At 68.7% G+C, this 26024-nt stretch carries 28 protein-coding genes; 8 read left to right on the forward strand and 20 right to left on the reverse strand.

Going from position 1 to position 26024, the window contains the following annotated elements:
* Nucleotides 1-58 precede the first annotated feature (58 nt).
* Nucleotides 59-787, forward strand: coding sequence for a DNA repair protein RecO (recO, locus tag KF941_RS19520; RefSeq protein WP_214274285.1), 729 nt, complete (start codon nt 59-61; stop codon nt 785-787).
* Here recO and KF941_RS19525 read toward each other — a convergent pair.
* The 4 genes from KF941_RS19525 to KF941_RS19540 all read right to left on the reverse strand — a co-directional run bounded on the left by KF941_RS19525 (nt 756) and on the right by KF941_RS19540 (nt 3751).
* A complete protein-coding gene (locus tag KF941_RS19525; RefSeq protein ID WP_214274286.1) occupies nt 756-1145 on the reverse strand; it encodes an META domain-containing protein in 390 nt (129 codons plus the stop codon). The two genes, recO and KF941_RS19525, sit on opposite strands and share 32 nt — an antisense overlap.
* A 25-nt stretch (nt 1146-1170) precedes the next feature.
* Complete coding sequence (locus tag KF941_RS19530; protein WP_036756167.1) at nt 1171-1590, reverse strand: META domain-containing protein; 420 nt, start codon at nt 1588-1590, stop codon at nt 1171-1173.
* 77 nt (nt 1591-1667) lie between these two features.
* Nucleotides 1668-3323, reverse strand: a complete 1656-nt coding sequence (locus KF941_RS19535; RefSeq protein ID WP_214274287.1) for an acyl-CoA dehydrogenase family protein — start codon at nt 3321-3323, stop codon at nt 1668-1670.
* 101 nt (nt 3324-3424) lie between these two features.
* A complete protein-coding gene (locus KF941_RS19540) occupies nt 3425-3751 on the reverse strand; it encodes a hypothetical protein (RefSeq protein WP_214274288.1) in 327 nt (108 codons plus the stop codon).
* Between the two features lie 428 nt (nt 3752-4179).
* Here KF941_RS19540 and KF941_RS19545 point away from each other — a divergent pair, with 428 nt between their 5' ends.
* From KF941_RS19545 to KF941_RS19565, 5 genes are read left to right on the forward strand one after another with little or no spacing between them, the layout of a single operon-like run.
* A complete protein-coding gene (locus KF941_RS19545) occupies nt 4180-4953 on the forward strand; it encodes a sulfite exporter TauE/SafE family protein (protein WP_116220463.1) in 774 nt (257 codons plus the stop codon).
* A gap of 28 nt (nt 4954-4981) precedes the next feature.
* Nucleotides 4982-6130, forward strand: a complete 1149-nt coding sequence (gene dapE, locus KF941_RS19550; RefSeq protein ID WP_139293959.1) for a succinyl-diaminopimelate desuccinylase — start codon at nt 4982-4984, stop codon at nt 6128-6130.
* Nucleotides 6127-6546 carry a GNAT family N-acetyltransferase gene (locus tag KF941_RS19555; protein ID WP_214274289.1) on the forward strand — a complete coding sequence of 140 codons (420 nt, stop codon included), beginning with the start codon at nt 6127-6129 and terminating at the stop codon, nt 6544-6546. Before dapE ends, KF941_RS19555 begins: the two co-directional genes overlap by 4 nt.
* Nucleotides 6543-7058 carry a hypothetical protein gene (locus KF941_RS19560; protein WP_116220466.1) on the forward strand — a complete coding sequence of 172 codons (516 nt, stop codon included), beginning with the start codon at nt 6543-6545 and terminating at the stop codon, nt 7056-7058. Before KF941_RS19555 ends, KF941_RS19560 begins: the two co-directional genes overlap by 4 nt.
* Nucleotides 7059-7108: 50 nt before the next feature.
* Nucleotides 7109-8488: a glutamate--cysteine ligase gene (locus KF941_RS19565; RefSeq protein ID WP_214274290.1), complete on the forward strand. Its 1380-nt coding sequence runs from the start codon at nt 7109-7111 to the stop codon at nt 8486-8488.
* 33 nt (nt 8489-8521) lie between these two features.
* On the opposite strand, the gene KF941_RS19570 is transcribed toward KF941_RS19565, so the two are convergent.
* The 6 genes from KF941_RS19570 to KF941_RS19595 all read right to left on the reverse strand — a co-directional run bounded on the left by KF941_RS19570 (nt 8522) and on the right by KF941_RS19595 (nt 11819).
* Nucleotides 8522-8965, reverse strand: a complete 444-nt coding sequence (locus KF941_RS19570) for a DUF2852 domain-containing protein (protein ID WP_214274291.1) — start codon at nt 8963-8965, stop codon at nt 8522-8524.
* A gap of 98 nt (nt 8966-9063) precedes the next feature.
* Nucleotides 9064-9675: a TetR/AcrR family transcriptional regulator gene (locus KF941_RS19575; protein ID WP_072462075.1), complete on the reverse strand. Its 612-nt coding sequence runs from the start codon at nt 9673-9675 to the stop codon at nt 9064-9066.
* 9 nt (nt 9676-9684) lie between these two features.
* Entirely contained in the window at nt 9685-9975 is a 291-nt protein-coding gene (locus KF941_RS19580) for an HPr family phosphocarrier protein (protein ID WP_214274292.1), read from the reverse strand.
* A complete protein-coding gene (locus KF941_RS19585; RefSeq protein WP_036756189.1) occupies nt 9972-10397 on the reverse strand; it encodes a PTS fructose transporter subunit IIA in 426 nt (141 codons plus the stop codon). Before KF941_RS19585 ends, KF941_RS19580 begins: the two co-directional genes overlap by 4 nt.
* A 24-nt stretch (nt 10398-10421) precedes the next feature.
* A complete protein-coding gene (rapZ, locus tag KF941_RS19590) occupies nt 10422-11381 on the reverse strand; it encodes an RNase adapter RapZ (RefSeq protein ID WP_052095936.1) in 960 nt (319 codons plus the stop codon).
* A gap of 9 nt (nt 11382-11390) precedes the next feature.
* The gene (locus KF941_RS19595; protein ID WP_214274293.1) at nt 11391-11819 is read right to left on the reverse strand and encodes a serine kinase; all 429 of its coding nucleotides are present in this window, start codon (nt 11817-11819) and stop codon (nt 11391-11393) included.
* A 235-nt stretch (nt 11820-12054) separates the two neighbouring features.
* Between KF941_RS19595 and KF941_RS19600 the strand changes: the two genes are divergently transcribed.
* Nucleotides 12055-13653 (forward strand): phosphoenolpyruvate carboxykinase, encoded by a 1599-nt coding sequence (locus KF941_RS19600; protein ID WP_214274294.1) that lies wholly within the window; start codon nt 12055-12057, stop codon nt 13651-13653.
* A 216-nt stretch (nt 13654-13869) separates the two neighbouring features.
* On the opposite strand, the gene rnr is transcribed toward KF941_RS19600, so the two are convergent.
* The 9 genes from rnr to purC all read right to left on the reverse strand — a co-directional run bounded on the left by rnr (nt 13870) and on the right by purC (nt 24174).
* Nucleotides 13870-16134, reverse strand: a complete 2265-nt coding sequence (gene rnr / locus KF941_RS19605; RefSeq protein ID WP_214274295.1) for a ribonuclease R — start codon at nt 16132-16134, stop codon at nt 13870-13872.
* A 44-nt stretch (nt 16135-16178) separates the two neighbouring features.
* A complete protein-coding gene (locus KF941_RS19610; RefSeq protein WP_036756200.1) occupies nt 16179-16400 on the reverse strand; it encodes a formate dehydrogenase subunit delta in 222 nt (73 codons plus the stop codon).
* 6 nt (nt 16401-16406) lie between these two features.
* On the reverse strand, nt 16407-17222 hold the full coding sequence (gene fdhD / locus KF941_RS19615) for a formate dehydrogenase accessory sulfurtransferase FdhD (RefSeq protein WP_072462078.1): 816 nt from the start codon (nt 17220-17222) through the stop codon (nt 16407-16409).
* Between the two features lie 4 nt (nt 17223-17226).
* Nucleotides 17227-20106 carry a formate dehydrogenase subunit alpha gene (fdhF, locus tag KF941_RS19620; RefSeq protein ID WP_214274296.1) on the reverse strand — a complete coding sequence of 960 codons (2880 nt, stop codon included), beginning with the start codon at nt 20104-20106 and terminating at the stop codon, nt 17227-17229.
* On the reverse strand, nt 20103-21644 hold the full coding sequence (locus KF941_RS19625; RefSeq protein ID WP_214274297.1) for a formate dehydrogenase beta subunit: 1542 nt from the start codon (nt 21642-21644) through the stop codon (nt 20103-20105). The genes fdhF and KF941_RS19625 overlap by 4 nt, the downstream gene beginning before the upstream one ends.
* A complete protein-coding gene (locus tag KF941_RS19630; protein WP_036756210.1) occupies nt 21641-22132 on the reverse strand; it encodes a formate dehydrogenase subunit gamma in 492 nt (163 codons plus the stop codon). The genes KF941_RS19625 and KF941_RS19630 overlap by 4 nt, the downstream gene beginning before the upstream one ends.
* Before the next feature lie 76 nt (nt 22133-22208).
* Nucleotides 22209-23081, reverse strand: a complete 873-nt coding sequence (locus tag KF941_RS19635) for a LysR family transcriptional regulator (RefSeq protein WP_214274298.1) — start codon at nt 23079-23081, stop codon at nt 22209-22211.
* 76 nt (nt 23082-23157) lie between these two features.
* Nucleotides 23158-23397 carry a phosphoribosylformylglycinamidine synthase subunit PurS gene (gene purS, locus KF941_RS19640; protein ID WP_024843653.1) on the reverse strand — a complete coding sequence of 80 codons (240 nt, stop codon included), beginning with the start codon at nt 23395-23397 and terminating at the stop codon, nt 23158-23160.
* A gap of 12 nt (nt 23398-23409) precedes the next feature.
* On the reverse strand, nt 23410-24174 hold the full coding sequence (gene purC / locus KF941_RS19645; RefSeq protein WP_024843654.1) for a phosphoribosylaminoimidazolesuccinocarboxamide synthase: 765 nt from the start codon (nt 24172-24174) through the stop codon (nt 23410-23412).
* A gap of 147 nt (nt 24175-24321) precedes the next feature.
* On the opposite strand from purC, the gene KF941_RS19650 reads away from it, so the two are divergent.
* Entirely contained in the window at nt 24322-24636 is a 315-nt protein-coding gene (locus KF941_RS19650) for a DUF1476 domain-containing protein (protein WP_072462081.1), read from the forward strand.
* 46 nt (nt 24637-24682) lie between these two features.
* Here the strand turns inward: KF941_RS19650 and KF941_RS19655 are convergent, their stop codons facing one another.
* Nucleotides 24683-26023 carry an MATE family efflux transporter gene (locus KF941_RS19655; protein ID WP_214274299.1) on the reverse strand — a complete coding sequence of 447 codons (1341 nt, stop codon included), beginning with the start codon at nt 26021-26023 and terminating at the stop codon, nt 24683-24685.
* Between the last annotated feature and the right edge of the window lies 1 nt (nt 26024).

The raw sequence follows: 26024 nt of genomic DNA on the forward strand, positions 1-26024 counted from the left end.
CCTCCTTGTCCGTCGCCCCCAGATTGCGGCAGGGTGGCGCGAAAGGAAAGGCGGCGCGATGGAATGGAGCGGCGAGGCCAGCGTGATGGCGCTGCAAAGGCACGGCGAAAGCGCCGTGATCCTGACCGTGCTGACGCGCGAGGCAGGGCTGATCCGCGGCCTGGTGCCCGGCGGCGCCAGCGCCAGGCGCGCCGCCATGCTGCAGCCGGGCAACCGGGTCAGCCTGCGCTGGCGGGCGCGGCTTGAGGAACAGCTGGGCACCTTCAGCATCGAGCCGGCGCGGGCGCGGCCGGGGCTGCTGGCCGGTGCCGATGCGCTGGCCGGGGTGAATGCCGTCACCGCGCTGCTGACCTTTGCCCTGCCCGAGCGCGACCCCCATCCCCACCTTGCCGCCGCGACCGAGGCGCTGCTGGACCTGATGGACGCGGGCGAGGATTGGGCGGAAGCCTATCTGCGCTGGGAAATGCGGCTTCTGGACGAGCTGGGCTTCGGGCTGGACCTGACCAGCTGCGCGGTGACGGGATCGCGCGAGGGGCTGGCCTATGTCAGCCCGCGCTCGGGCCGGGCGGTTTCGGCGCAGGCGGCGGGGGACTGGGCGCCGCGGCTCTTGCCCCTGCCCGCCATGCTGGGCGGACGCGGCAATGGCGGGATCGAGGACGCGCTGGCCCTGACCGGGCATTTCCTGCAATCGCGGCTCGCCGAGAGCCATGCGGGCAAGCCCCTGCCGCCCGCACGCGCCCGGCTGGTCGCCCGGCTTACGGCGTCGCGATCCGCCAGCGGATGGTGACATCCGGGCCGGTCATCACCAGCTCCTCGCCCTCGCGCCTGGCCTCGCGCACCGCGCCGAGCGCCTGGAAGAACGCGTGCTCGCCGCCCTCTTGCAGGCAGGCGCGGCGCGTCACCGCCAGCGCGCCCAGGTCCAGCGCCGGCAGCGCGGCGTTGTTGCGGCCGGTGAACAGGTTGCAGGGCCCCTGCCCCGAGACCGCGCCGTCCTCGGCGATGCGCAGGCTCGGCGTGCCCGAAACCGCGACGCCCTCGACCGCGACCAGCGCATAGTCGCCGGGGATCTGCGCCGCACCGTCCGGTTCGGCCGCGCAGGCGGCCAGCCCCAGGGGCAAGGACAGGGCCAGGATCAGCTTGCGCATGGCGCGCCTCCTTCCGGGCAAGGGGTCATTCCTTGCGATAGCCCGGCTCATAGGTCAGGTAGGTCGGCCCCTTGATTGTCAGCACGCCGCCCTCGAAGGTGATGCCGTCGGCGGCCGACAGCGCCTGCAGATAGCGCGTCTCCAGCCGGCCGGCATTGCCCGAACAGGCCATCTCGGTCGTGGTCAGCGGGCCCAGCGCAAAGCCCGGCGGCTCGGCGGTCTGGCTGGCCGAATACTGGTTGCAGGGCGCCTTGCCCGAAATCGAGCCGTCCGCCGCGATGGTCATGCCGACATTGCGCTGCGGCACGGTGTCGGAACCGATGCCGACCAGCACATAGGCGCCAGTCGGGATATTGCTGCCCGGAACGTCGGGCGTGGCGGGCTCGCAGGCGGCAAGGCCGAGCGTGGCGGCGAAGGCCACGGAAATCATCGGGATGCGGTTCATGGGCAGCTCCGTTACGTCATGTTGCTGCCATAATGCCCTAACGGCCCCCGCTGTCCAGCAGGGGCCGGAATTTCATCCTAGTCCAGTAGCCTGCGTGCAATAACCTGGGCCTGGATCTCGGCCGCGCCCTCGAAGATGTTCAGGATCCGCGCGTCGCACAGCACGCGGCTGATGGCGTATTCCAGCGCAAAGCCGTTGCCGCCATGGATCTGCAAGGCATTGTCGGCCGCCGCCCAGGCGACGCGCGCGCCCAAGAGCTTGGCCATGCCGGCCTCCAGGTCGCAGCGCCGGCCGTGGTCCTTTTCCCAGGCGCTGAAATAGGTCAGCTGGCGGGCGATCATGATTTCCACCGCCATCATCGCCAGCTTGTCGGCGACGCGCGGGAACTCGATCAGCGGTTTGCCGAACTGCTTGCGGTCGATGGCGTATTGCATGCCGATCTCGGCCGCCGATTGCGCCACGCCCACGGCGCGGGCGGCGGTCTGGATGCGCGCCGATTCGAAGGTCTCCATCAGCTGCTTGAAGCCGCGCCCCGGCTCGCCGCCCAGCAGGTTCTCGCCCTTGACCCGGAAGCCGTCGAAGCCGAGTTCGTATTCCTTCATGCCGCGATAGCCCAGCACCTCGATCTCGCCGCCGGTCATGCCGGGGGTCGGGAAGGGGTCGTCGTCGGTGCCCGGCGTCTTTTCCGCCAGGAACATCGACAACCCGCGCCAATCCGTGGTCTCGGGGTCGGTGCGCGCCAGCAGCGTCATGACATGGGTGCGCTGCGCATGGGTGATCCAGGTCTTGTTGCCGGTGACGACCCAGTCGTCGCCGTCGCGCACGGCCCGCGTGCGCAGGCTGCCCAGGTCCGAGCCGGTATTCGGCTCGGTAAAGACCGCCGTCGACAGGATCTCGCCCGAGGCCAGCGCCGGCAGCCATTTCGCCTTCTGCGCCTCGGTGCCGCCGCAGAGGATCAGCTCGGCCGCGATCTCGCTGCGGGTGCCCAGCGAGCCCACGCCGATATAGCCGCGCGACAGCTCCTCGGTCACGACCACCATCGAGGCTTTCGAGAGGCCCAGCCCCCCGAATTCCTCGGGGATGGTCAGGCCAAAAACGCCCAGCTCGGCCAGTTCCTCGATGATCTCCATCGGGATCAGCTGGTCCTTCAGGTGCCATTCATGGGCGTTGGGGATCACCCGCTCGTCGGCATAGCGGCGGAACTGGTCGCGGATCATCTCCAGATCCTCGTCCAGCCCGGTGGCGCCGAAGGTGGCGCGGCCATGGTTGTCCTGCATCAGCCGCGCCAGCTCGGCCCGCGCCTGGGCGGTATTGCCGCGCATCAGCGCGGCCGCCGCCTCGCCCGGGTTCCAGTCGAGGCCCAGGTCCGAAAGCCGGGCGAACTCGGTCTGGCTCATCGGGATGCCGCCGGCGATCTGGGTCAGGTATTCGCCCAGGCCGATCTGCAGGATCAGCGCCTCGGTGCGGCCCAGGCTGCCCGCCTCGGCCAGCCGCCCGGCCCAGCCGGCCAGCTGGCGCACCGATTCGACATAGGTCGCCAGCCAGGACAGCGCATGGGCGGCGTGCTGATGTTCCTCCAGAAGCGCCGGCTGTGGCTTGCCCGCCGGGGCGACCAGCGCGCGCAGCGCCTCGGTCGCGTGGGATTGCAGGGATTCGAGTTCCGGCAGGGCCTCGCCTGCAAGCGCAAGCAGGGCGGAAGGCGTATCGGCTGGCATCGCGGGCATGTCCTTCATGGCAGATTCCTTCATGCGGCGTTGCAGCATGACTAGCCGTTTCGCAATTGCAGCGCAACTATCATGCGCGATATAGCCGCATTATGAACTAAAATGTCCCGTCAGTCGTGCCCATTGCCGGGCTGGGTGCCCACGGAATATCGGCCGGGACGATGGCACAGCGCCAGGCTGCTGCCGTCGAGCAGGACGGTCTGGCAACGGTCGATCCCCCTTTGCGACCGGCCCTTGGGCAAGGGGGAACACCGTGTCGAACCCTTCCGCCCGGCCCCGCCCAGCAGCTTGCCTATTGCGTCCGCGCCCCGAGTGACGGCGGGGCCGTGCCTTGGCCCGAAGCGGCTGGCGAGGGCCTTGGCATGGCGGGGCGTGAACCGCTGGACATCCAGCCGGATGCGCAGCGATCCAGGGCCTGCCAGAGGCCAGGCGGACATCGCTGCGCCACATGGCCGGATGGGTCTGGTCCGCCACCGTCACCGGCACGCAATCGGCCGTCGGCGCTGCCGTTCCTCGGCAGCGCGCCCTTGATCCGGGCGCTGCTCCGGCTGGGGGCGAGGGGCGTGCTAGCCGCCCCGTGCTTCCGGCCCAGGCCGAGGCATCGCCGGTGATCCGGTCCCGCGCGCGCGGGGGGATGGCGCGCAATATGCATCGCAACCAGCGTCCTCGACTTCCGGTCCCGCGCGCGCGGGGGGATGGCTCGATGGCGTCGTAGACCGGGTCCAGATCGACCTCCGGTCCCGCGCGCGCGGGGGGATGGCGCCGCTTTCCGCCTGAGAGCCTGCCTCTTGTGCTTTGCGGAAAGATCCGAGGCGCGCTAAGCACCTTGCCAGAACCCGCAGAATCTTACCGTCGCCCAAGGAACATGTTCGGCCTCGATCCCTTCCATTTCTGGATCGCCATCGCGATCACGCTGTTTTCCGGCTTCGTGAAGGGCGCCATCGGCTTTGCCATGCCGATGATCATGCTGGCGGCGCTGGGTTCCTTCCTGCCCGCCCAGCAGGCGGTCGCCGCGGTGATCCTGCCGGTGCTGGTCACGAACATCCGCCAGGCGCTGCGCGGCGGCTGGCGCCCGGCATGGCAGGCGACCTGGGACTGGCGCTGGCATGTCGGCATGGTGGTGCTGTTCATCCCGGTCAGCGCCTTTTTCGCGACCCGCGTGCCGCAAGGGCTGATGTATGCGCTGATCGGCCTGCCGATCATGCTGTTCGCGCTGTGGCAGATCCTGGGGCGCAGCATGGTCCTGCCCGTCCATCACCGCCGCCGCGTGGAGATCGCGACCGGCGTGACCGGCGGGCTGATCGGCGGCATCTCGGGCATCTGGGGGCCGCCGCTGCTGGTGCTGCTGCTGTCGCTGCACGTGCCCAAGGCCGAGCAGATGCGCGTGCAGGGCGTGGTGTTCTTCATCGGCGCGGCGGTGCTGACCGCCTCGCATCTGCAATCGGGGCTGCTGAACGCCCGGACCCTGCCGTTCTCGGCGATCCTGGTCATCCCGGCGCTGATCGGCATGGGGCTGGGCTATCTGGCGCATGACCGGCTGGACGCGGCGCGGTTCCGGCGCTGGACGCTGCTGCTGCTGGTGCTGACCGGCGCCAACCTGCTGCGCCGCGCGCTGGAGCTTGCGGGCCCGGCGGTGTAACCAGGGGGCCAAAAGCGAAAGGCCGCCCATGACCACGATCCCCGATCCCGCCCAACTGACCGCAAGGCTGATCCGCTGCGCCTCGGTCACGCCCGACGAGGGCGGCGCGCTGCTGCTGCTGGCGGATGTGCTGGGCGCGGCGGGCTTCGAATGCCATCGCGTCGACCGCGAGGGGGTGCCGAACCTGTTCGCGCGCTGGGGGGCCAAGGGCGCGCGCAGCTTCGGCTTCAACGGCCATACCGACGTGGTGCCGCCCGGCGATCCGGCCAGCTGGACGCATCCGCCCTTTTCCGGGCACGAGGCCGAGGGCTGGATCTGGGGCCGGGGCGCCACCGACATGAAATCCGGCGTCGCCGCCTTCGTCGCCGCCGCCATCGGCTTCGTGACCGAGACCCCGCCGCCGGACGGCGCGGTGGTCCTGGCCATCACCGGCGACGAGGAGGGGCCGGGCAAGCACGGCACCCGCGCGCTGCTCGACTGGATGGCCGCGCATGGCGAGCGGATGGATGTCTGCATCGTCGGCGAGCCCTCGAACCCCGACCGCATGGGCGAGATGATCAAGATCGGCCGCCGCGGCTCGATGACCCTGCAGGTCGAGGCGCATGGCATCCAGGGCCATGCCGCCTATCCGCATCGCGCCCGCAACCCGATCCACGCGCTGCTGCGGCTGCTGCACGAGCTGACCGAGGCGCCGCTGGACGAGGGGACCGAGCATTTCGACCCCTCGGGCTTGCAGGTGACGACGGTGGATTGCGGCAACCCGGCCTCGAACGTGATCCCGGAACGGGTGCGGGCGACGATCAACATCCGCTTCAACGACGCGCATACGTCGGGCAGCCTCGACCGCACGATCCGGGCGCGGGCGGCGGCGATCTCGGCCGATACCAAGGTGGATTTCGCCATCTCGACCGACGTTTCGGGCGAAAGCTTCCTGACACGGCCCGGCCCCTTCGTCGACCTGGTCGCCGGCGTGGTGCGCGAGGAGACGGGGGTGGCCCCCGCGCTTTCCACCTCGGGCGGCACCTCGGACGCGCGTTTCGTCAAGGATCACTGCCCGGTGCTTGAATTCGGGCTGGTGGGGCATTTCATGCATCAGGTGGATGAGCGCGTGCCGGCCGAACAGGTGCGCCAGCTTGCCCGCATCTATCGCCGCATCCTGGAGCGTTACTTCGCATGATCGAAAAGACCACCGACCTTGCGACCTGCCGCGCGATCCGGCGCGAGGTCTTCATCATCGAGCAATCCGTCCCCGAGGCCGAGGAATGGGACGGCCGCGACGGCGAGGCGATCCACCTCTTGGCCCGCGACGCCTCGGGCGCGGCGGTGGGCACCGCCCGCATCCTGGTCCAGGGCGCGACCGGCAAGATCGGCCGCGTCGCCGTGCTGCAATCCGCCCGCGGCACCGGCGCCGGCGCGGCGCTGATCCGCGCGGCGCTGGAGGAATTGCGCGCCATGCCCGGCGTCACCCGCGCCAAGCTGGGCGCCCAGACCCATGCCATCGGCTTTTACGAAAAGCTGGGCTTTGCCGCCTATGGCCCGGAATACGACGATGCCGGCATCCCGCATCGGGACATGGCGCTGGACCTGGAATGATCCGCCCGGAGCTGGCCGAAAAGCTGCGCCCCTGGGCCGAGACCGGCACCGCGCTGGCCGCGACCGCCTTCGGGCTGTGGGTGTTCTCGCTGGGCGGCTGGATCCTGTGGCCGATCGGCGCCGCGATCGCCGGGGCCTCGGCGCTCTGGGCGCTGGACGCGCGGCGGCGGATGCGGTTCCGCCACGACACGCTGGGCCCCGGCATGGTCGAGCTGGACGAGGGCGCGATCCGCTACCTGTCGCCCAACCGGCTGCTGGGCGGCGAGATCGCGCTGCGCGAGTTGAACGAAATCCGGCTGATGCGGCTGAACGGCCGCCGGCACTGGCGGCTGAAAAGCGCCGACGGGCAGGCGCTGCTGATCCCCGTCGATGCCTCGGGGGCCGAACATCTGGCCGGCGCCTTCGCCACCTTGCCGGGGATCGAGATGGGCCGGGTCGCCGCCGCGCTGGCCGAGGGGGCGCCCACGATCCAAACCCTTTGGACGAGGCCGGTTCGCGCCCGCTTGACTTGAGCCGCCCGCCTTGCCACCTGTGGCGGGCAAAGGCAAACGAAAGGCCACCGATGTCCATTCCCCAACAGGGCGGCGGCCCGATCGAACGTCCCGAACAGCTGGCCGAATACCTCGCCTCGGGCGAAAAGCCGCGGGAAAGCTGGCGGATCGGCACGGAACACGAGAAATTCGGCTATCGCCACGCCGACCTGATGCCCCTGCCCTATGAGGCCGCGCCCGGCCAGCCTTCGGTCAAGGCCATGCTGGAGGGGTTGCAGGCCCGCTTCGGCTGGACCCCGGTGCTGGAGGCCGGCCATATCATCGGGCTGGAACGCGACGGCGCCAATGTCAGCCTGGAGCCGGGCGGCCAGCTGGAACTCTCGGGCGCGCCGCTGGAGACCATCCACCAGACCTGCGACGAAGTGAACCAGCACCTGGCCGAGGTCAGAAGCGTCGCCGACGAGCTGGGCGCGGGCTTCATCGGCCTGGGCGCGGCGCCGGTCTGGACCCAGGACCAGATGCCGATGATGCCCAAGGGGCGCTACCGGCTGATGACCGACTACATGGGCCGGGTCGGCACGCTGGGCACGCAGATGATGTATCGCACCTGCACGGTGCAGGTGAACCTGGACTTCGCCTCGGAAGCCGACATGGTGCAGAAGCTGCGCGTGGCGCTGGCCCTGCAGCCGGTGGCGAATGCGCTGTTTGCCAATTCGCCCTTCCTCGACGGCAAGCCGAACGGCTGGAAAAGCTGGCGCGCGCATATCTGGCAGAACCTCGACGCCGCGCGCACCGGCATGCTGCCCTTTGCCTTCGAGGACGGGTTCGGCTACGAGGCCTGGGTCGATTACGTCCTCGATGTGCCGATGTATTTCGTCTATCGCGACGGCAAGTATATCGACGCGCTGGGGCAGAGCTTCCGCGATTTCCTGAACGGCCGCCTGCCCGCCCTGCCGGGCGAGATCCCGACGCTCTCGGACTGGGCCGACCACCTGACCACCGTTTTCCCCGAGGCGCGGGTCAAGAAATTCATCGAGATGCGCGGCGCCGACGGCGGCCCCTGGCGGCGGCTCTGCGCCCTGCCGGCGCTGTGGGTCGGGCTGCTTTACGACGCCTCGGCGCTGGATGCGGCCTGGGATCTGGTCAAGGGCTGGGACGCCGAGACGCGCGAATCCTGGCGGCAGGGCGCCGGCCTTCTGGCGCTGGATGCCGAGGTGCACGGCACCAGGATGCGCGACCTGGCGCGCGAGGTGCTGGCGATTTCCGAGGCCGGGCTCAAGGCGCGGGCCCGCACCGGCTCGGGCGGGCTGGTCCCGGACGAGACGCATTTCCTGAACACGCTGAAGGAAAGCGTCGAGACCGGCAGGGTGCCGGCCGACGAGCTGCTGGAGAAATACCAGGGCGAATGGGCGGGCGACCTCAGCCGCATCTATGCCGAATATTCCTATTGAAGCAGGGCCGGGTGATCCCCGGCCCTTTTCGCATCACGCCTGCGGCTCGATCCTGGGAGCCGGCGGCTCATCCGATTCCTTGCGGCTTTGGATGAACTGGTCGAACTCGGCCTTGTCCTTGGCTTCGCGCAGCTTTTGCAGGAAGTCCAGGAACTCGCGATGCTCGTCCTCCAGCCGCTTCAGCGTTTCCTCGCGATAGGCGTCGAAGGCGGTGTTGCCGGTCGGCGCCGCGTATCCGAGGCCATGGCTGCGGCCGTGGCGGTGGTGATGATGGCGGTGGCGGCAGGAAAACATGCGTTTGCTCCAGATCATGTAACCCAGGATGGCAAGGCCCAAGGGCCAGCAGGCGATGAAGGCCAGGATCATGGCGGCGATCCAGGCGCCCTTCCCGCGTTCGTCCAGCCAGTCCCGGATGCCGGCCAGCACGGCGCCGACCCGGTCAAGGACGGAGGGGCGCGGGGCGATGTCAGTGTTCATTGCGGTCCCTTTCCGATGTGAATGTTAATCACATTTACATAGATGGAGCGCAGCCGGCCGGGTTCAAGGGAAACGGCGGAAATTTTCATGGGAAAGTTTCAGTCGGGGATCACGCCGAGCCCGCGCAGATAGATCAGCGCCCCGCTTTCCAGCATGTCGCCCGCCGAGATGGGCGAGCGCGAGCCGGGCTTGCCGCGGCCGAACAGCTCGACCACGCCATGGCTCAGCGCCCAGACATGGTCGGCGACCATGCCCGGCGGCGGGCGGCGCCCATTGGGCAATTGGGCAAACAGCGTCTCGGCCCCGCGCACCAGGATGCCGCGCGCCCGTTCCGAGGCCTGCGACAGCCCGGCATTGCCGGCGATCGAGATGCCCGATTCGAACATGGCCATGTAGAAGCCGCGCCGCTCGGCGGCAAAGGTCAGGTATTCCTGGCCCATGCGCAGGAATGCGGTCAGCGGCCGCGGCCGGCCCTGGTCGAAGGCGGCCTCGAGCCGGTCGGCGAATTCCTCGAAGCCCTGCCGGGCGACCTCCTCCAGCAGATCCTCGCGCCCGGCGAAATGGCGATAGGGCGCGGCGGCGCTGACCCCGGCCAGGCGTGCGGCCTCGGCCAGGGTAAAGGCCTGCGGGCCCTTTTCCTCGATCAGCTGCACCGTGGCCTCGACAAGGGCCTGGCGCAGGTTGCCATGGTGATAGGAGGTGCGGGCCATGTCCGGCCCTTACATGCCTTCGCCGAAGTAATCCTCGACCAGGGCGGTCAGCGCATCGGCCAGCTCCTGCGCCTCGACCCCGCGGGTGGTGACGCGAATCGCGGTGCCGCGCGGCGCGGCCAGCATCAGCAGGCCCATGATCGAATCGCCCGAGACGCTGATGCCGTCCTTTTCCACGGTGGCCTGGGCGTCGAAGCGTTCCACCGTCTCGACGAATTTCGCGCTGGCCCGCGCGTGCAGGCCCTTTTCGTTGATGATCGCCAGTTCGCGGGTGACGGCCCCGTTGGTCATGTCATTCATGAAGCGGCACGTTTGGGAATGGGAAGCACATCGGCAGGCAGGACGTCATAGCTGTTGATGTACTTGCGTCCCGCATCCTTGGCCAGCGTCACCGCATCGGCCACCGACAATTTGCGCGATTTCGCCAGTTTCACCAGCATCGGCAGGTTCGCCCCATAGAGAATCGAGCGGTTCCGCGTCGCACAGGCCATCAGCGACAGGTTCGAGGGCGAACCCCCGAACAGATCCGTGACCACCACCACGCCGTCGCCCGCGTCCACCGCATCCGCGGCGGCGCAGATTTCGGCCTGCTTCTCGCCCCGGTCATGGTTTTCCTCGATGGCCACGGCCTTGATCCCGGTTTGCGGCCCCACCACATGCTCGACGGCCGAGAGATATTCCCTGGCCAGCCCACCATGCGCCACGATGACAATCCCGATCAATTCGCCCCACCACGCACCAGCCGTTCACCCTTGCGCCAAAGCTGTGCGAGAGGCCCGCATATGGCCATCATCCCCAGGTGCCGGCGCCTTTTCACGGCGTTCAAGTTCCCGATGTCTAATTGACACTTGCCAGCCTGCTTTCGCAAGCGCATCTGCCATTTTTTCCGCCATTGTGACAGAACGGTGTCGCCCCCCGGTGCAGCCGAAGCCGATCGCCAGGTGCGCCTTTCCCTCATCCAGATGGGCAGGCAGGGTGAAAAGCACAAGATCCTGCACCCTGCGGAAGAATTCGTCGAATCGCGAATCGGCCATCACATAATGCTGAACCGGCGAATCGCGGCCATCCAGCGGCCGCAGTTCCGGCTGCCAATGCGGATTGGCCAGGAAGCGGCAGTCGAACATCATGTCCACCCCGCGCGGCACGCCGCGCTTGTAGGAAAAGGACTGGACCGAGACGGTCAGCCGCCGCCCCGGCTCGGTCTCGAACCAGCGGGCCAGTTCCGCCTTCAGGTCATGCGGCGACAGCTCGGACGTATCGACCAGCACGTCGGCGCGGGCGCGGATCGGCGACAGCATGTCGCGCTCGGCGATGATGGCGTCGAGCGGCGAGCCCTCGGCGCGCAGCGGATGGCGGCGCCGGGTTTCGTTGAACCGCCGCAAGAGCTGCTCGGTCGTGCAATCCAGGAACAGCACCTCGGGCGCATATTCCGGCAGCCGGGTCAGCCGGTCGATAAGCTCGATCAGGTTGGCGACCGAGAAGTCGCGGTTGCGCACGTCCAGCCCCAGGGCCAGCGGCATCGGCCGCGCCGGCCCGTCCAGCAGCCGCGGGATCAGCGACAGGGGCAGGTTGTCGATCGCCTCGTAGCCCAGATCCTCCAGCACGTTGATCGCCGTCGAGCGCCCGGCCCCCGACGGGCCGGTGATCAGCACCAGCCGCTGGGCCTGTTCCTCCTGGCTGTCCATGGCGCTTGCCGCCTCCGGCATGGCTTGACCCTACCTTTCGTGCAAATCCGTATCCGCCCGGCCAGCGACAAGGTATTGCAACAGTATTGACGCAAGATGAACGCGGCCGGCCCCAAGGACAAGGGGCACGGACCTGCCCATTAGGTCAAGCCGCCGGTCGGGCGGCAGTCGGTCGGGCTCGGGGCGCGCCAGATCGACCGCCAGGGCCAGCTCGACCGCGCCATGCGGCGCGGCATGCAGGATGCCCACCCCCCGCGCCTCGATCCTGCCGCGGATCGAATCGGGCGCATCGGCGAGGATCCGACCGCCCTCGCGGCGCAGGACGGTGCGGTCGTCCGCCACCAGCGCCGCGCCAAGCGCCATCATCTGCAGCGCCAGCACGGACTTGCCCGCGCCCGAGGGCCCCAGGATCAGCAGCCCCCGTTCCCGGTAGGCAATGCAGCTTGCATGCAGGATCATGGCTTCCTTCCCCTTGCCTCTTGCCGCGGCGCGAATCGCCCCGGACCCCTACGCCGGACCAAGGGCCTTTGTGACGTTTTCCCGAAGCCAAGACCACGATCCGACAAATGATTGCGCTAACCGTGTCTGATTGCGCTAACCCTGCCCATATGTGCGCTTTCGCCGGGGAAATGCCGTGTTATAGGACGCGCAACGGCCGCTGCCGGCCCGGACTATCAGCAGGAGCAAAGGTGCCATGACCGAACCGCGCGTCAATCCGAATTGCCGTCTCGAAGACCAGGGGATCACGGGGCTCGGCAATGTCCACTACAACCTGCTGGAACCGGCGCTGGTCGAGGCGGCGATCCAGCGCGGCGAAGGCAAGCTGGGCCTGGGCGGCACCTTCCTGGTCTCGACCGGCGCCCATACCGGCCGCTCGCCCAAGGACAAGCATGTGGTGCGCACGGCGTCGGTGGAAGACAGCATCTGGTGGGAAAACAACCGCCCGATGGAGCCCGAGGCCTTCGACCGGCTCCATGCCGACATGCTGGAGCACATGAAGGGCAAGGACTATTTCGTGCAAGACCTCTACGGCGGCGCGGATCCTGCCCTGCGCCTCGACGTCCGGGTCGTGACCGAACTGGCCTGGCACGGGCTTTTCATCCGCCACCTGCTGCGCCGCCCGGAAGCGGCCGAACTGGCCGGCTTCGTGCCCGATTTCACCATCATCAACTGCCCCTCGTTCAAGGCCGACCCGGCGAAACATGGCTGCCGCTCGGAAACGGTGATCGCGCTCAACTTCGAGAAGAAGCTGATCCTGATCGGCAATACCGCCTATGCCGGCGAGAACAAGAAATCGGTCTTCACGCTGCTGAACTACATCCTGCCGGAAAAGGGCGTGATGCCGATGCATTGCTCGGCCAACCACGCCATCGGCAATCCCGACGATTCGGCGATCTTCTTCGGCCTGTCGGGCACCGGCAAGACCACGCTTTCGGCCGATCCCTCGCGCACGCTGATCGGCGATGACGAGCATGGCTGGTCGGACCACGGCATCTTCAACTTCGAGGGCGGCTGCTACGCCAAGACCATCAACCTCTCGGCCGAGGCCGAGCCGGAAATCTACGCCACCTGCTTCAAGTTCGGCACCGTGGTCGAGAACATGGTCTACGACCCCGACACGCTGGAGCTGGACTTCGAGGACAACTCGCTGACCGACAACATGCGCTGCGCCTATCCGCTGGAGCAGATCTCGAACGCGTCGGAAACCTCGCTGGGCGGCCAGCCCAGGAACGTGATCATGCTGACCTGCGACGCCTATGGCGTGCTGCCGCCGATCGCGCGGCTGACCCCGGCGCAGGCGATGTATCACTTCCTGTCGGGCTTCACCTCCAAGACGCCGGGGACCGAGGTCGGCGTGACCGAGCCGACGCCCACCTTCTCGACCTGCTTCGGCGCCCCCTTCATGCCGCGGCGGCCGGAAATCTATGGCAAGCTCCTGCAGGAAAAGATCGCCAAGACCGGCGCGGCCTGCTGGCTGGTCAACACCGGCTGGACCGGCGGCGCCTTCGGCACCGGCAAGCGCATGCCGATCAAGGCGACCCGCGCCCTGCTGACCGCGGCGCTGGACGGCTCGCTGAACCAGGTCGAGTTCCGCAAGGATCCGAATTTCGGCTTCGAGGTTCCGGTTTCGGTTCCCGGCGTCGAGGACAAGCTGCTCGACCCGCGGCAGACCTGGGCGGACGGCGCCGCCTATGACGCCCAGGCCCGCAAGCTGGTCGGCATGTTCAGCGACAATTTCGCGCAATATGCCGACAAGATCGACGACGACGTCCGCGCCGCCGCCATCGGCTGAGAGCCAGGATCCAGGCGATGCAGGAGAGGCGGTCCAAGGGGCCGCCTTTTCGCTTGCACCGGCGCCGCAAGGGGGCTTTGCGCCCCCGTCGGCCTGCGGCCGACTCCCCCGCAGGATATTTGGACACGAAAGAAGCCGGCGGAGTCGCCACATCGCTTCTTTCGTGTCCAAATATCCTGGGGGAGCGCGGAACGCGCGGGGGCAAAGCCCCCTTCTTCAGCCCTGCCGCCGAACCCGCCGCCGCTTTTGCGCGCGCTTGATCTCGGCCAGCCGGGCCTGGGTGGCGCGCTTGCGCATGGGTCCCTTGCCGCGCCCGCCGCCCGAGCCTTGCGGCAGCGGCCGGCCTTCGAGTTCCAGCAGTTCCAGCATCAGCCCGCCGGTCAGCGGCACCGCCTCGGTCAGGCGGACGGTCACGCGCTGGCCGATGCCGATCTCGAGCCCGGTCTCGGAGCCCATCAGCACCTGCGCCTCGGGGTCGTAGTGGAAATATTCCCGGCCGATCTCGCGGATCGGCAAGAGCCCGTCCGCCCCGGTCTCGTCCAGCCGCACGAAGGCGCCGAAACGCTGCACGCCGCTGATGCGGCCGGTGAACTCGGCCCCCACCCGGTCGGCCAGATAGGCGGCGAGATAGCGGTCGGTGGTGTCGCGTTCCGCCGCCATCGAGCGCCGCTCGGTTTCCGAGATATGCTGGGCGGTTTCCGAAAGCGTCTCGATGTCCTGCGCCGACAGCCCGTCATCGCCCCATCCATGCCCCATGATCAGCGCACGATGCACGATCAGGTCGGAATAGCGCCGGATCGGCGAGGTGAAATGCGCGTAAGAGCGCAGCGCCAGCCCGAAATGGCCAAAATTCTCGGGGTTGTAATAGGCCTGCTGCATCGAGCGCAGTGCCGTCATGTTGATCAGCTCGTCGAATTCCGAGCCCTCGGCCTGTTCCAGCAGACGGTTCAGGTGCCGGGTCTGCAGCACCTGCCCCTTGGCCAGGGTGAAGCCCGAGGCCTCGGCCACTTCGCGCAGCGCGTCCAGCTTTTCGACCGTCGGCTCCTCGTGGACGCGGTAGAGCAGCGGGCGGCGCAGGCGTTCCAGTTCCTCGGCCGCGGCGACATTGGCCAGCACCATGAATTCCTCGATCAGCCGGTGCGCGTCGTAGCGTTCGCGGAAGTTCACCGATTTCACCCGACCGTCGGGGGTCAGCTCGATACGGCGCTCGGGCAGGTCCAGTTCCAGCGGCTGGCGGCGCTGCCGCGCGGCCTTGAGCAGCCCGTAGGCGTGCCAGAGCGGGTGGATCACGGCGTCGAGCAGCGGCGCGGTCTGGTCGTCCGGGCTGCCGTCGGCCGCCGCCTGCGCCTGTTCATAGGCCAGGCTCGCGGCCGAGCGGATCATGCCGCGGTGGAAGCTGTGGCCGGTCTTGTTGCCCTGCGCGTCCAGCCGCATCCTGACTGCGATGACCGGCCGGTCCACGCCCTGGTGCAGCGAGCAGAGGTCGCTCGACAGGATGTCGGGCAGCATCGGCACCACCCGGTCGGGGAAATAGGTGGAATTGCCGCGGTTCCTCGCCTCGCGGTCCAGCGCCGAGCCGGGGCGGACGTAATGCGCCACATCGGCGATGGCGACCCAGACCGTGGCGCCGCCGTCCTCATGCGTCTCGGCCGCCACGGCATCGTCGCGGTCGCGCGCGTCCGAGGGGTCGATGGTGATGAAGGGCAGGGGGCGCAGGTCCTCGCGCCCCTTCATCGTCGCCGGGCGGGCGGCATCGGCCTCGGCGATCGCCTCGTCGGGGAAATCGTCGGGGATGCCGTGCTGGTGGATGGCGATCAGGCTGACCGCCCTGGGCGCGGACGGGTCGCCCAGCCGCTCGACGATCCGCGCCACGGGCAGGCCGATGCGGCCGCGGGGGCCGACCTGCTCGGCCTCGACCAGCTCGCCGCTTTTCGCGCCATGCACGTCGCCGGGGCGGATCTGCCATTCCTTGTCCTGGCCCTTGTCGATGGGCAGGATGCGGCCGCCCGCCTCGGACCCGCCGGCCGCGGCGCGGAAGATGCCGACGATGCGGTGCTGCACCGTGCCGATGCGGCGGATCAGCCGGGCCTGGTAGTCGTGATCCTCGCCCCGCGTCTCGATCAGCCGGGCCAGGATGCGCTCGCCCGGCGCCACCGCCGGGTCGGATTTCAGCGCCGCATAGAGGATGCGCGGCATCGGCCCCTCGCCCTGCCATTCCAGCGGCTTGGCGAAGATGTCGCCGTCGCGGTCGGGCGGCAGCAGTTGCAGCACCGTGACCGGCGGCAGCCGCTCGGCATCGTGGTAATGGCGGCGGCGGCGCTCCAGCAGCCCTTCGGATTCCAGCTCCTTCAGCAACCGCTTCAGCTCGATGCGCTCGGCACCCTTGATGCCGAAGGCTTTCGCGATGTCGCGTTTCGCGGTGGCGTCCGGGTGGGCGGACACCCAGTCGAGAATCTCTTGCCGGGAAGGTAGCTGTGCCATGCCGCCACGCTAGCACGACGCCAGACGGGGTGGCAGGGGCAAAATCAGGCGGCCGGCAGGCGGACGAAGGCGGCCGCCTCGCGCACCACCGGGTCGGCCTCGGCCCCGGCGCGGATCTGGTCCACGAAATCCTGCCGCATCCGCGGCGTCCAGGATTCGTTGATATGCGCGGCCACCGCCTCGGGCGCCGGCCGGTCGGGCTGGGTGCCGAAGAATTGCGCCATCTGGCTGGCCATGCGGATCAGTTTCGAATGGTCGTGGGACATGTCGCCTCAGCTTCCGGCAATGCGCCGGGGATGGGTGTAAAGATCGAAGCTCGCGCCCCTGGCGCGGGCGATCAGGGTGATGCCGGCGCGCTCGGCCCATTGCAGCGCCAGGGCCGTCGGCGCGCTGGCGCCGATCAGGATCGGCGCGCCGATGCGGGCGGCCTTCTGCACCAGGTCGACCGACAGGCGCGAGGACATGACGATGGCGCCCTGCCCGGCCGCCAGTCCGGCAAGCGCCAGCGCGCCCGCCAGCTTGTCCAGCGCATTGTGCCGCCCGACATCCTCGCGCGTCAGGCCATGGGCACCGTCCCAGAAGGCGGCACCGTGGATGGCGGGGGTCCGGTGCCGCAAGACCTGGCCCTGGGTCAGCGCGGCCATGGCGCGGGCCACGTCCGCGGGCGGCATGGACCAGTCCGAGGCGACCGGCACGATCCGGGGCAGCGCCGCCTCGATGCTGTCGACGCCGCACAGCCCGCAGCCCACCGGGCCGATCATGCTGCGCCGCCGCTCGGCCAGCCGGGCGGCCAGGCCGGGGCGCAGCCAGAGCCGCGCCTCGCGCGCGGGAAAGCCGCCGGCGGAAACCTCGGCCTCCTCGAAACCCTCGACATCCTCGGGCGCGGCGACCAGCCCCTCGGTCAGGGCGAAGCCCAGGGCAAAGTCGCGCAGGTCATGCGGCGTCGCCATCAGCACCGCCTGGCTCATGCCGTCGATGACGATGGCCACCGGGCATTCCTGCGGTGCCGGGGGCGGCTCGATGGGCCGCCAGCCGCCGCCCTGGCCTTCGCCGTCCCAGCGCAGCACGCCGGCCTTCACGTCCCGCATGCCGTCACTCGGCAGCGGTGGGCAGGATGCGGCGGGCGAGGTCGGAATGATGGCGATACTCCTCTTGCCATTCCGAGGGGCCGTTCGAGGGGCTGACCTGCACGGCCGTCACCTTGAACTCGGGGCAGTTGGTGGCCCAGTCGGAATTGTCCGTCGTCACCACATTGGCCTGAGTCGTCGGGTGATGGAAGGTCGTATAGACCACGCCCGGCGCCACCCGCTCGGTGATATGCGCGCGCAGCGTCGTGTCGCCCGAACGCGAGGCCACGCGCACCCAGTCGCCTTCGCGGATGCCGCGGTTCTCGGCGTCCGAGGGATGGATCTCCAGGATGTCCTCGGGGTGCCAGACCACGTTCTCGGTCCGCCGGGTCTGGGCGCCGACGTTGTATTGCGACAGGATCCGCCCGGTGGTCAGCAACAGCGGGAAGCGCGCCCCGGTGCGTTCCTCGGTCGCCACATATTCGGTATGGACGAACTTGCCCCGGCCGCGCACGAAGCCGTCGATATGCATGACCGGCGTGCCCAGCGGCGCCTTGTCGTTGCAGGGCCATTGCACCGAGCCCTCGCGCTCCAGGAGGTCGTAGCTGACGCCGGCGAAGCTGGGGGTGGTCAGCGCGATCTCGGCCATGATCTCGCGCGGGTGCGCATAGGACCAGGCGGCGCCCATGCGGTTGGCCAGCATCTGGGTGACTTCCCAGTCCTCGTAGCCGTTCTTGGGCGTCATGGCGCGGCGGACCATGTTGATGCGGCGTTCCGCATTGGTGAAGGTGCCGTTCTTTTCCAGGAAGCTCGACCCCGGCAGGAAGACATGCGCGTAGTTCGAGGTCTCGTTCAGGAACAGATCCTGCACGACGACGATGTCCATCGCCGCCAGCGCCGCGGTGACGTGCCGGGTGTCGGGGTCGGATTGCACGATGTCCTCGCCCTGGCAATAGAGCCCGCGGAACCGGCCGGCCAGCGCCTCGTCGAACATGTTGGGGATGCGCAGGCCCGGTTCGGGCGACAGCTCGACGCCCCAGGCGCGTTCGTAGATCGCCCGCGTCTCGGGGTCCGAGACATGGCGATAGCCCGGATATTCATGCGGGAAGCTGCCCATGTCGCAGGAACCCTGCACGTTGTTCTGGCCGCGCAGCGGGTTCACGCCGGTGCCGGGCTTGCCGATATTGCCGGTCAGCATCGCCAGGTTGGCGATGGCCATGACGGTGGTCGAGCCTTGCGAATGCTCGGTCACGCCCAGGCCGTAATAGATGCTGGCGCGGGGCGCGGCGGCATAGGCGCGGGCGGCCTTGCGGATCAGCTCGGCCGGGACGCGGGCCAGCGTCTCGACCGCCTCGGGCGCATGGCGCGGATCCAGCAGGAATTCGGCATAGGCCAGGAACTCGTCCCAGTCGCAGCGCTCGCGGATGAAGGCCTCGTCATAAAGCTTTTCGGCCACGATCACATGCGCCATGGCGGTCAGCATGGCGACATTGGTGCCGGGGCGCAGCGGCAGGTGCAGTCCCTCGCCCATATGCGGGGTCTTGAGCAGGTCGATCTGGCGCGGGTCCAGCACGATCAGCCCAGCCCCCTCGCGCAGCCGCTTGCGCAGCCGGCTGGCAAAGACCGGATGCCCATCGGTCGGGTTGGCGCCGATGACCAGCGCCAGGTCGGTCTCATCCACCGAATCGAAGTCATGCGTGCCGGCCGAGGTGCCGAAGGTGGTCTTCAGCCCGTAGCCGGTGGGCGAATGGCAGACGCGGGCGCAGGTGTCGGTGTTGTTGTTGTGGAACACCGCACGCGCCAGCTTCTGCACCAGATAGGTTTCCTCGTTGGTGCAGCGCGACGAGGTGATGACACCGATGGAATCGCGCCCGAAATCCGCCTGCGCCTGGCGCAGCCGGGTGGCGGCGAAGTCCAGCGCCTCGTCCCAGCTGACCACGCGCCAGGGATCGGTGATCCGTTCGCGCACCATGGGCTGGGTCTGGCGTTCGCGATGCGTGGCATAGCCCCAGGCAAAGCGGCCCTTGACGCAGCTGTGGCCGTGGTTGGCCTTGCCGTCCTTGCTGGGCACCATGCGCACCACTTCCTCGCCGCGCATATGCGCGTCAAAGGAACAGCCGACGCCGCAATAGGCGCAGGTCGTCTTGACGATATGCTCGGGGGTGCCGATCTGGATCACGCTGTTCTCGATCAGCGTCGCGGTCGGGCAGACCTGCACGCAGGCGCCGCAGCTGACGCAATCCGACGACAGGAAACTGTCCGAGGCCATGCCGGCGGAAACGCGGCTGTCGAAGCCCCGCCCCTCGATGGTCAGCGCGAAGGTGCCCTGCACCTCCTCGCAGGCGCGCACGCAGCGCGAGCAGACGATGCATTTCGCCGGATCGAAGGTGAAATAGGGGTTCGACTGGTCCTTGGGCCGGTATTCCGGGTTCGGCCCCTCGGCGTCGCGGCGGGCAAAATGGTTCTTGCCCGGCTCATAGCGCACCTCGCGCAGGCCCACGGCGCCGGCCATGTCCTGAAGCTCGCAATCGCCATTGGCGGCGCAGGTCAGGCAGTCCAGCGGATGGTCGCTGATGTAAAGCTCCATCACCCCCTTGCGGACCTGGGCCACCTCGTCGGTCTGGGTATGGACCACCATGCCCTCGGCCACCGGAGTCGTGCAGGATGCCGGCAGGCCCCGCATCCCCTCGATCTGCACCACGCAAAGCCGGCAGGAGCCGAAAGCGGCAAGATGGTCGGTGGCGCAAAGCTTGGGCACCGAGATCCCCGCCACGGCGGCCGCGCGCATGACGCTGGTTCCGGCGGGAACGCTGACCGGGATACCGTCCACCAGCAGGTTCACGGTAACGTCGGAGTTGACCGCGGGGGTGCCCATGTCGCGGTCGGGAATGATGAAATCCTTCATTCGGCGGCCTCCCGGCTCCTGATTGTGGGGCGGGGCTCGCGGCGCCCGCTGAAATCCTCGGGGAAATGGGTCAGCGCCGACATGACCGGGAAGGGCGCAAAGCCCCCCAGCGCGCAAAGCGAGCCCCATTTCATCGTGTTGCAAAGATCGGTGAGGATCGGGATCCCCGTCTCGTCGCCCTGGGCGATGCGGTCGATGGTCTCGACGCCCCGGATCGAGCCGATGCGGCAGGGCGTGCATTTGCCGCAGCTTTCCACGGCGCAGAACTCCATGGCAAAGCGCGCCAGCTTCAGCATGTCGGCCGTGTCGTCGAAGACGGTGATGCCGGCATGGCCCAGCAGGCCCTCTTTCGTCGCCAGTTCCTCGTAGCCGAAGGGCACGTCGAAATCCCAATGCGGGATATAGGAGCCCAAGGGCCCGCCCACCTGCGCCGCCTTGACCGGCCGGCCCGAGGCGGTGCCGCCGCCGATCTCCTCGATGATCTGGCGCAGGCTCATGCCAAAGGCGGCCTCGAACAGCCCGCCGTATTTCACGTTCCCGGCGATCTGGATCGGGATCGTGCCCTTGGACCGCCCGATGCCCAGCTTCGCGTATCCCGCCCCGCCATGGGTCAGGATCCAAGGCACCGAGGCCAGCGAGATCACGTTGTTGACCACCGTCGGCCGGCCCAGGAAGCCCTCCAGCGCCGGGATCGGCGGCTTGGCGCGGACCACGCCGCGCTTGCCCTCCAGGCTGTTGAGCAGGCTGGTTTCCTCGCCGCAGACATAGGCACCGGCGCCGACCCGCACCTCCATGTCATAGGCATGGTCTGATCCCAGCACCGACTGGCCCAGGATGCCGGCCTGCCGCGCCTTGCTGATGGCGGCCTCCATCAGCCGGATCGCGTCGGGATATTCGCTGCGGATATAGACATAGCCCTGCACCGCGCCCACGGCGATGCCGGCGATCGCCATGCCCTCGATCAGGACCAGCGGATCGCCCTCCATCAGCATGCGGTCGGCGAAGCTGCCCGAATCGCCCTCGTCGGCATTGCAGACGATGTATTTCCGCGCCGCCTTGGCGCCAGCCACGGTCTTCCACTTGATCCCGGTCGGGAAACCGGCGCCGCCCCGGCCGCGCAACCCGGATTCGGTGACTTCCGCGACGATCCGTTCCGGCCCGATGCCGATGGCGCGGCGCAGGCCGGCCAAGCCGCCATGCGCCTCGTATTCCTCGACCGACAGCGGGTCGATCACGCCGACGCGGGCAAAGGTCAGCCGGGTCTGCGCCTTCATCCAGGGCAGATCCTCGACCGGACCCAGCGCCAGCGGATGATCGCCGCCGGTGCGGATCGCCTCGGCGACCGAGGCCGCGTCCTCGGGCCCGACCGGCCCATAGCCGTGGCGCACGCCCTCGCGCTCGACCTCGACCAGGGGCTCCAGCCAGATCATCCCGCGCGTGCCGTTGCGGGTGACGGTGAACTCGCGCCCCAGCGCCTCGGCCACCTCGTCGGCGCCCAGCGCCCGCGCGGCGGCATCCAGGGGAACCCAGACCCTCATGCGCCCGCCCCCATGCCCGCTTCGGCCACCAGTTTCCGCACCTTGGCCAGGTTCGCCCGGCCAACCAGCCTGTCGCCCATCTGGGCCGAGGGCGCGCAGGCGCAAAGCCCCAGGCAGAACACCGGCTCCAGCGTCAGCCGCCCGTCGGGCGTGGTCTGGTGCCAGTCGATCCCCAGCGCCTGGCGCACCTCATCGGCCAGCGCCTCGGCGCCCATCGACTGGCAGGCCTCGGCCCGGCACAGCCGCAACACATGCCGGCCATGCGGATGGTCGCGGAAATCGTGATAGAAGCTGACGACGCCATGAACCTCGGCGCGGGTCATGCCCAGGGCCTCGGCCAGCACCGGCTGCGCCTCCTCGGGAACATGGCCCCATTCGGCCTGGATGTCGTGCAGGATGGGCAAAAGCGGCCCCTCGCGGCCCTTGTGGGCGGCGATGATTTCGTCAAGGCGCAAAAGGAAATCAGCGTCGATCGCTGGTGAAGTCATGGCTGGGTCGGTCCGGGCTCAATTGTTTTACCCAGACTAGAGCCCCACGATAGACAGAACAATCGTGATATATCGTCTATTGATTGAAAGTATCAATCGACGAGACGATGCGGATCAGCGCCTCGACCAGCGGCGGATGCGGCTCGCGCCGGGCGACGACCAGCCCGACCATATGCCCGTTCCCGGTCAGGTCGCGCGCCCGCACCCCCTCGGGCAGCGGCAGGCCGCGCGCCAGCGCCCGCGGCAGGATGGCGGTCCAGTCGCCGGTCGCCACATGCGACAGGATCGCCAGCATCGAGGTCGATTCGACCCGCGGCAGCGCATCCGCCCCGGCCTCGACTAGGTGCCGGGTGACGATGCGGCGGTTCTGCATGTCCGGGGTCAGCAGGCATAGCGGCCGGGTGGCGGTCTCGGCCCAGTCCGCCGGCCCGGCCAGCTCGCCGCGGTCGATCAGGCAATAGGTCTCGCGATACAGCGGCAGGCTCTGCACCCGGCCCAGCGGCTCGCTGTCCAGGTAGGTGACGCCGGCATCCAGCTCCAGCGCCTCGATCTGGTCGCGGATCTCGTCCGAGCTGCGCGACAGGATCGAGACCCCGGCATTGGGATGACGGCGCAGGAAAGGCCCGGTCAGCTCGGCGATTCGCGGCATGGCGGTCGGGATGACGCCGATGCGCAGCCGCCCGGAAACGCCCTTGCGGCTCGCCTGCATCTCGGCCTGCATGGCGCGGGCATCGGCGACGATGCGCCGCGCCCAGCCCAGCACGCGCTCGCCCTCGGGCGTCAGCCCCTGGAAACGCGAACCGCGCCGGACCAGCTGCACGCCCAGCTGCTCTTCCAGCGCCCGGATGGCGGATGACAGGGTGGGCTGGGTGATGCCCAGCGATTCGGCGGCGCGGCCGAAATGCTTCTCGCGCGCCAGGGCCATGAACATGGAGAGCTTGTCGATCACGAAGCCGCCCTCCCCAAGCCCCTTCTTTCGTGTCCAAATATCCCGGGGTCCGGGGCAGAGCCCCGGCCCGAACGGATCAGACGATCTCGACCGCGTATTTCTCGATCACGGTATTGGCCAGCAGGCCCTCGCACATGCGCGCGACCTCGGCCTTCGCCGCCTCGGCATCGGATGCCGCCAGGTCCAGCTCGATCACCTTGCCCTGGCGCACGCCCGAGACGCCGGCAAAGCCCAGGCCCCCCAGCGCGTGCCGGATCGCCTCGCCCTGGGGATCCAGAACGCCATCCTTCAGCATGATGGTGACACGGGCTTTCATCGGCAGGGCCTCTCAGTTGATCAGGGTGGGTTTGGTCAGCGAGGTGGTGTTGGCGGGCATCAGGCCCAGCCGGCGCGCCACCTCGGTATAGGCATCGGTCAGGCTGCCCAGGTCGCGGCGGAACACGTCCTTGTCCAGCTTCTGCCCGGTCTTCACGTCCCAGAGCCGGCACGAATCCGGGCTGATCTCGTCGGCGACCACCAGGCGCATGAAATCGCCGTCCCAGATGCGGCCGACCTCGATCTTGAAGTCGATCAGCTTGATGCCGACGCCGAAGAACACGCCCGACAGGAAATCGTTCACCCGCAGCGCCAGGCTCACGATGTCGTCCAGGTCCTGCTGCGATGCCCAGCCGAAGGCGATGATGTATTCCTCGGACACGAAGGGATCGCCCAGCTCGTCGTTCTTGAAGCTGTATTCGACGATGGGGCGCGGCAGCGGCGTGCCCTCCTCCATGCCCAGGCGCTTCGAGATCGAGCCTGCGGCGAAATTACGCACGATCACTTCCAGCGGGATGATCTCGACCTGGCGCACCAGCTGCTCGCGCATGTTGATGCGGCGGATGAAGTGGTTCGGCACGCCGATATTGGTCAGCCCGGTCATGAAGAACTCGGACAGGCGGTTGTTCAGCACGCCCTTGCCCTCGACCGTGGCCTTCTTCTGGGCGTTGAAGGCGGTGGCGTCATCCTTGAAATACTGGATGAGCGTGCCGGGCTCGGTGCCCTCGTAGAGGATCTTGGCCTTGCCTTCGTAGATTTTCTTGCGCCTTGGTGCCATGCTGCGCGTCTCCCGTCCGCAAGGTGACAATCTTTATGCGGCTATAGGCCAGAAACGGGGTCATGGGCAATACGGGCTTGCGATGGCCCGCCCGCATGGGCATATCCTGCGCAATATCCACGGGATAATCCCAAGCCGGAGGCCGCCATGACCACTTTTGACGACCGCGAGCGCGCGCATGAGGCGAAATTCGCCCATGATGCGGAACTGAACTTCAAGGCCGAGGCGCGGCGCAACCGCCTGCTGGGCGAATGGGCGGCCGGCCTTCTGGGCAAGACGGGCGACGATGCCCGCGCCTATGCGCTGACCGTCGTCACCTCGGATTTCGACGAGCCGGGCGACGAGGACGTGTTCCGCAAGCTGGCGGCCGACCTGGCCGGCCAGGCCGACGAGGACATCATCCGCGCCAAGATGGCCGAGCTGCGCGTCACCGCGCGCGAACAGATCATCAACGAGCTTTGAGCTTTCGCAAGACGCCGACGCCCCGGATTCCGGGGCGTTCCGCATCTCAGCCCGCCGCCGCCACGACCCTGGGATAAAGCCGCCACATGGTCAGGCCGCGCAGCGCGTTCAACGCCATCAGCGCCGCCCAAAGCCCGTGGTTGCCCCAGATCGGCGGCAACACCACCACCAGCACCGCATAGATCCCGACCGCGACCAGCATGGCGTCGCGCATCTCGCGCGTGCGGGTGGCGCCGATGAAGATGCCGTCCAGCATCCACGAGGCGATGCCGACCAGCGGCGCCGCGACCAGCCAGGGCAGGAACACGCGCGCCTGGGCCCGCACCTCGGGCGCGGTGGTCAGCAGGTCGATGATCGCCGGCCCGCCCAGCAGGAACACCGCCGACAAAAGCCCCGCGCCCAGGACGCCCCAGGCCGAGGTCAGCCGCGCCGCCTGCCGCAGCCGGTCGGGCCGGCGCGCGCCCACCGCCTGCCCGACCAGCGATTCGGCGGCAAAGGCGAAACCGTCCAGCCCATAGGCGACGATGGACAGGAATTGCAGCAGCACCTGGTTGGCGGCCAGCGTCACGTCGCCCTGCCCCGCGGCCAGGAACATGAAGGTGGTGAACGATCCTTGCAGCAGCACCGACCGGATCAGGATGTCGCCGTTCACCCGCGCCAGTTCCTCGATCCGCTCGCGCGCCAGCAGCCCGGCGCGCCGGATCGCCGCGCGCAGGGCATGGCGCGCAAACCACAGCCCCAGCGCCAGGCCGGACCATTCCGCGATCAGCGTCGCGCCCGCGACGCCGCGCACGCCCCAGCCCAGATCCAGCACGAACCACAGGTCCAGGACGATGTTCAGCCCATTCATCAGCAATTGCAGCGCCAGGATCCGGCGCGTCCGCTCGGTGGCGATCAGCCAGCCGGTGACGGCGTAAAGCGAGATGGTCGCCGGCGCCCCCCAGATGCGCAGCGCCAGGTATTGCCGGGCCAGCGCCTCGACCTCGGCCGAGGCCGGCGCCAGCCGGAAGGCGCCGGCAAACAGCAACCCCTGCGCCAGGATGAAGACCAGCCCCGCCGCCAGCCCGATCCCCAGCGCCCGCAGCAGATGCGCGCCGGATTCGCCATCGTCGCCCGCGCCATGCGCCTGCGCCACCAGCCCCGAGGTGCCCATGCGCAGGAAGCCGAAGATCCAGTAGACCGAGGTCAGGATCACCGCGCCCAGCCCCACCGCACCGATGGGCGCGGCCTCGCCCAGCTGGCCGATGACGCCGGTATCCACCGCGCCAAGAATGGGAATCGTCGCGTTCGACAGCACCACGGGCAGGGCGATGGCCAGCACCCGGCGGTGCGAGAGATCGGCCTCGGCCCCCCGGTTCCCCGACCGGCCGGCCAGCGTCTCAGCCATG

The organism is Paracoccus sp. pheM1 (assembly GCF_018499825.1).
Lineage (GTDB): Bacteria > Pseudomonadota > Alphaproteobacteria > Rhodobacterales > Rhodobacteraceae > Paracoccus > Paracoccus versutus.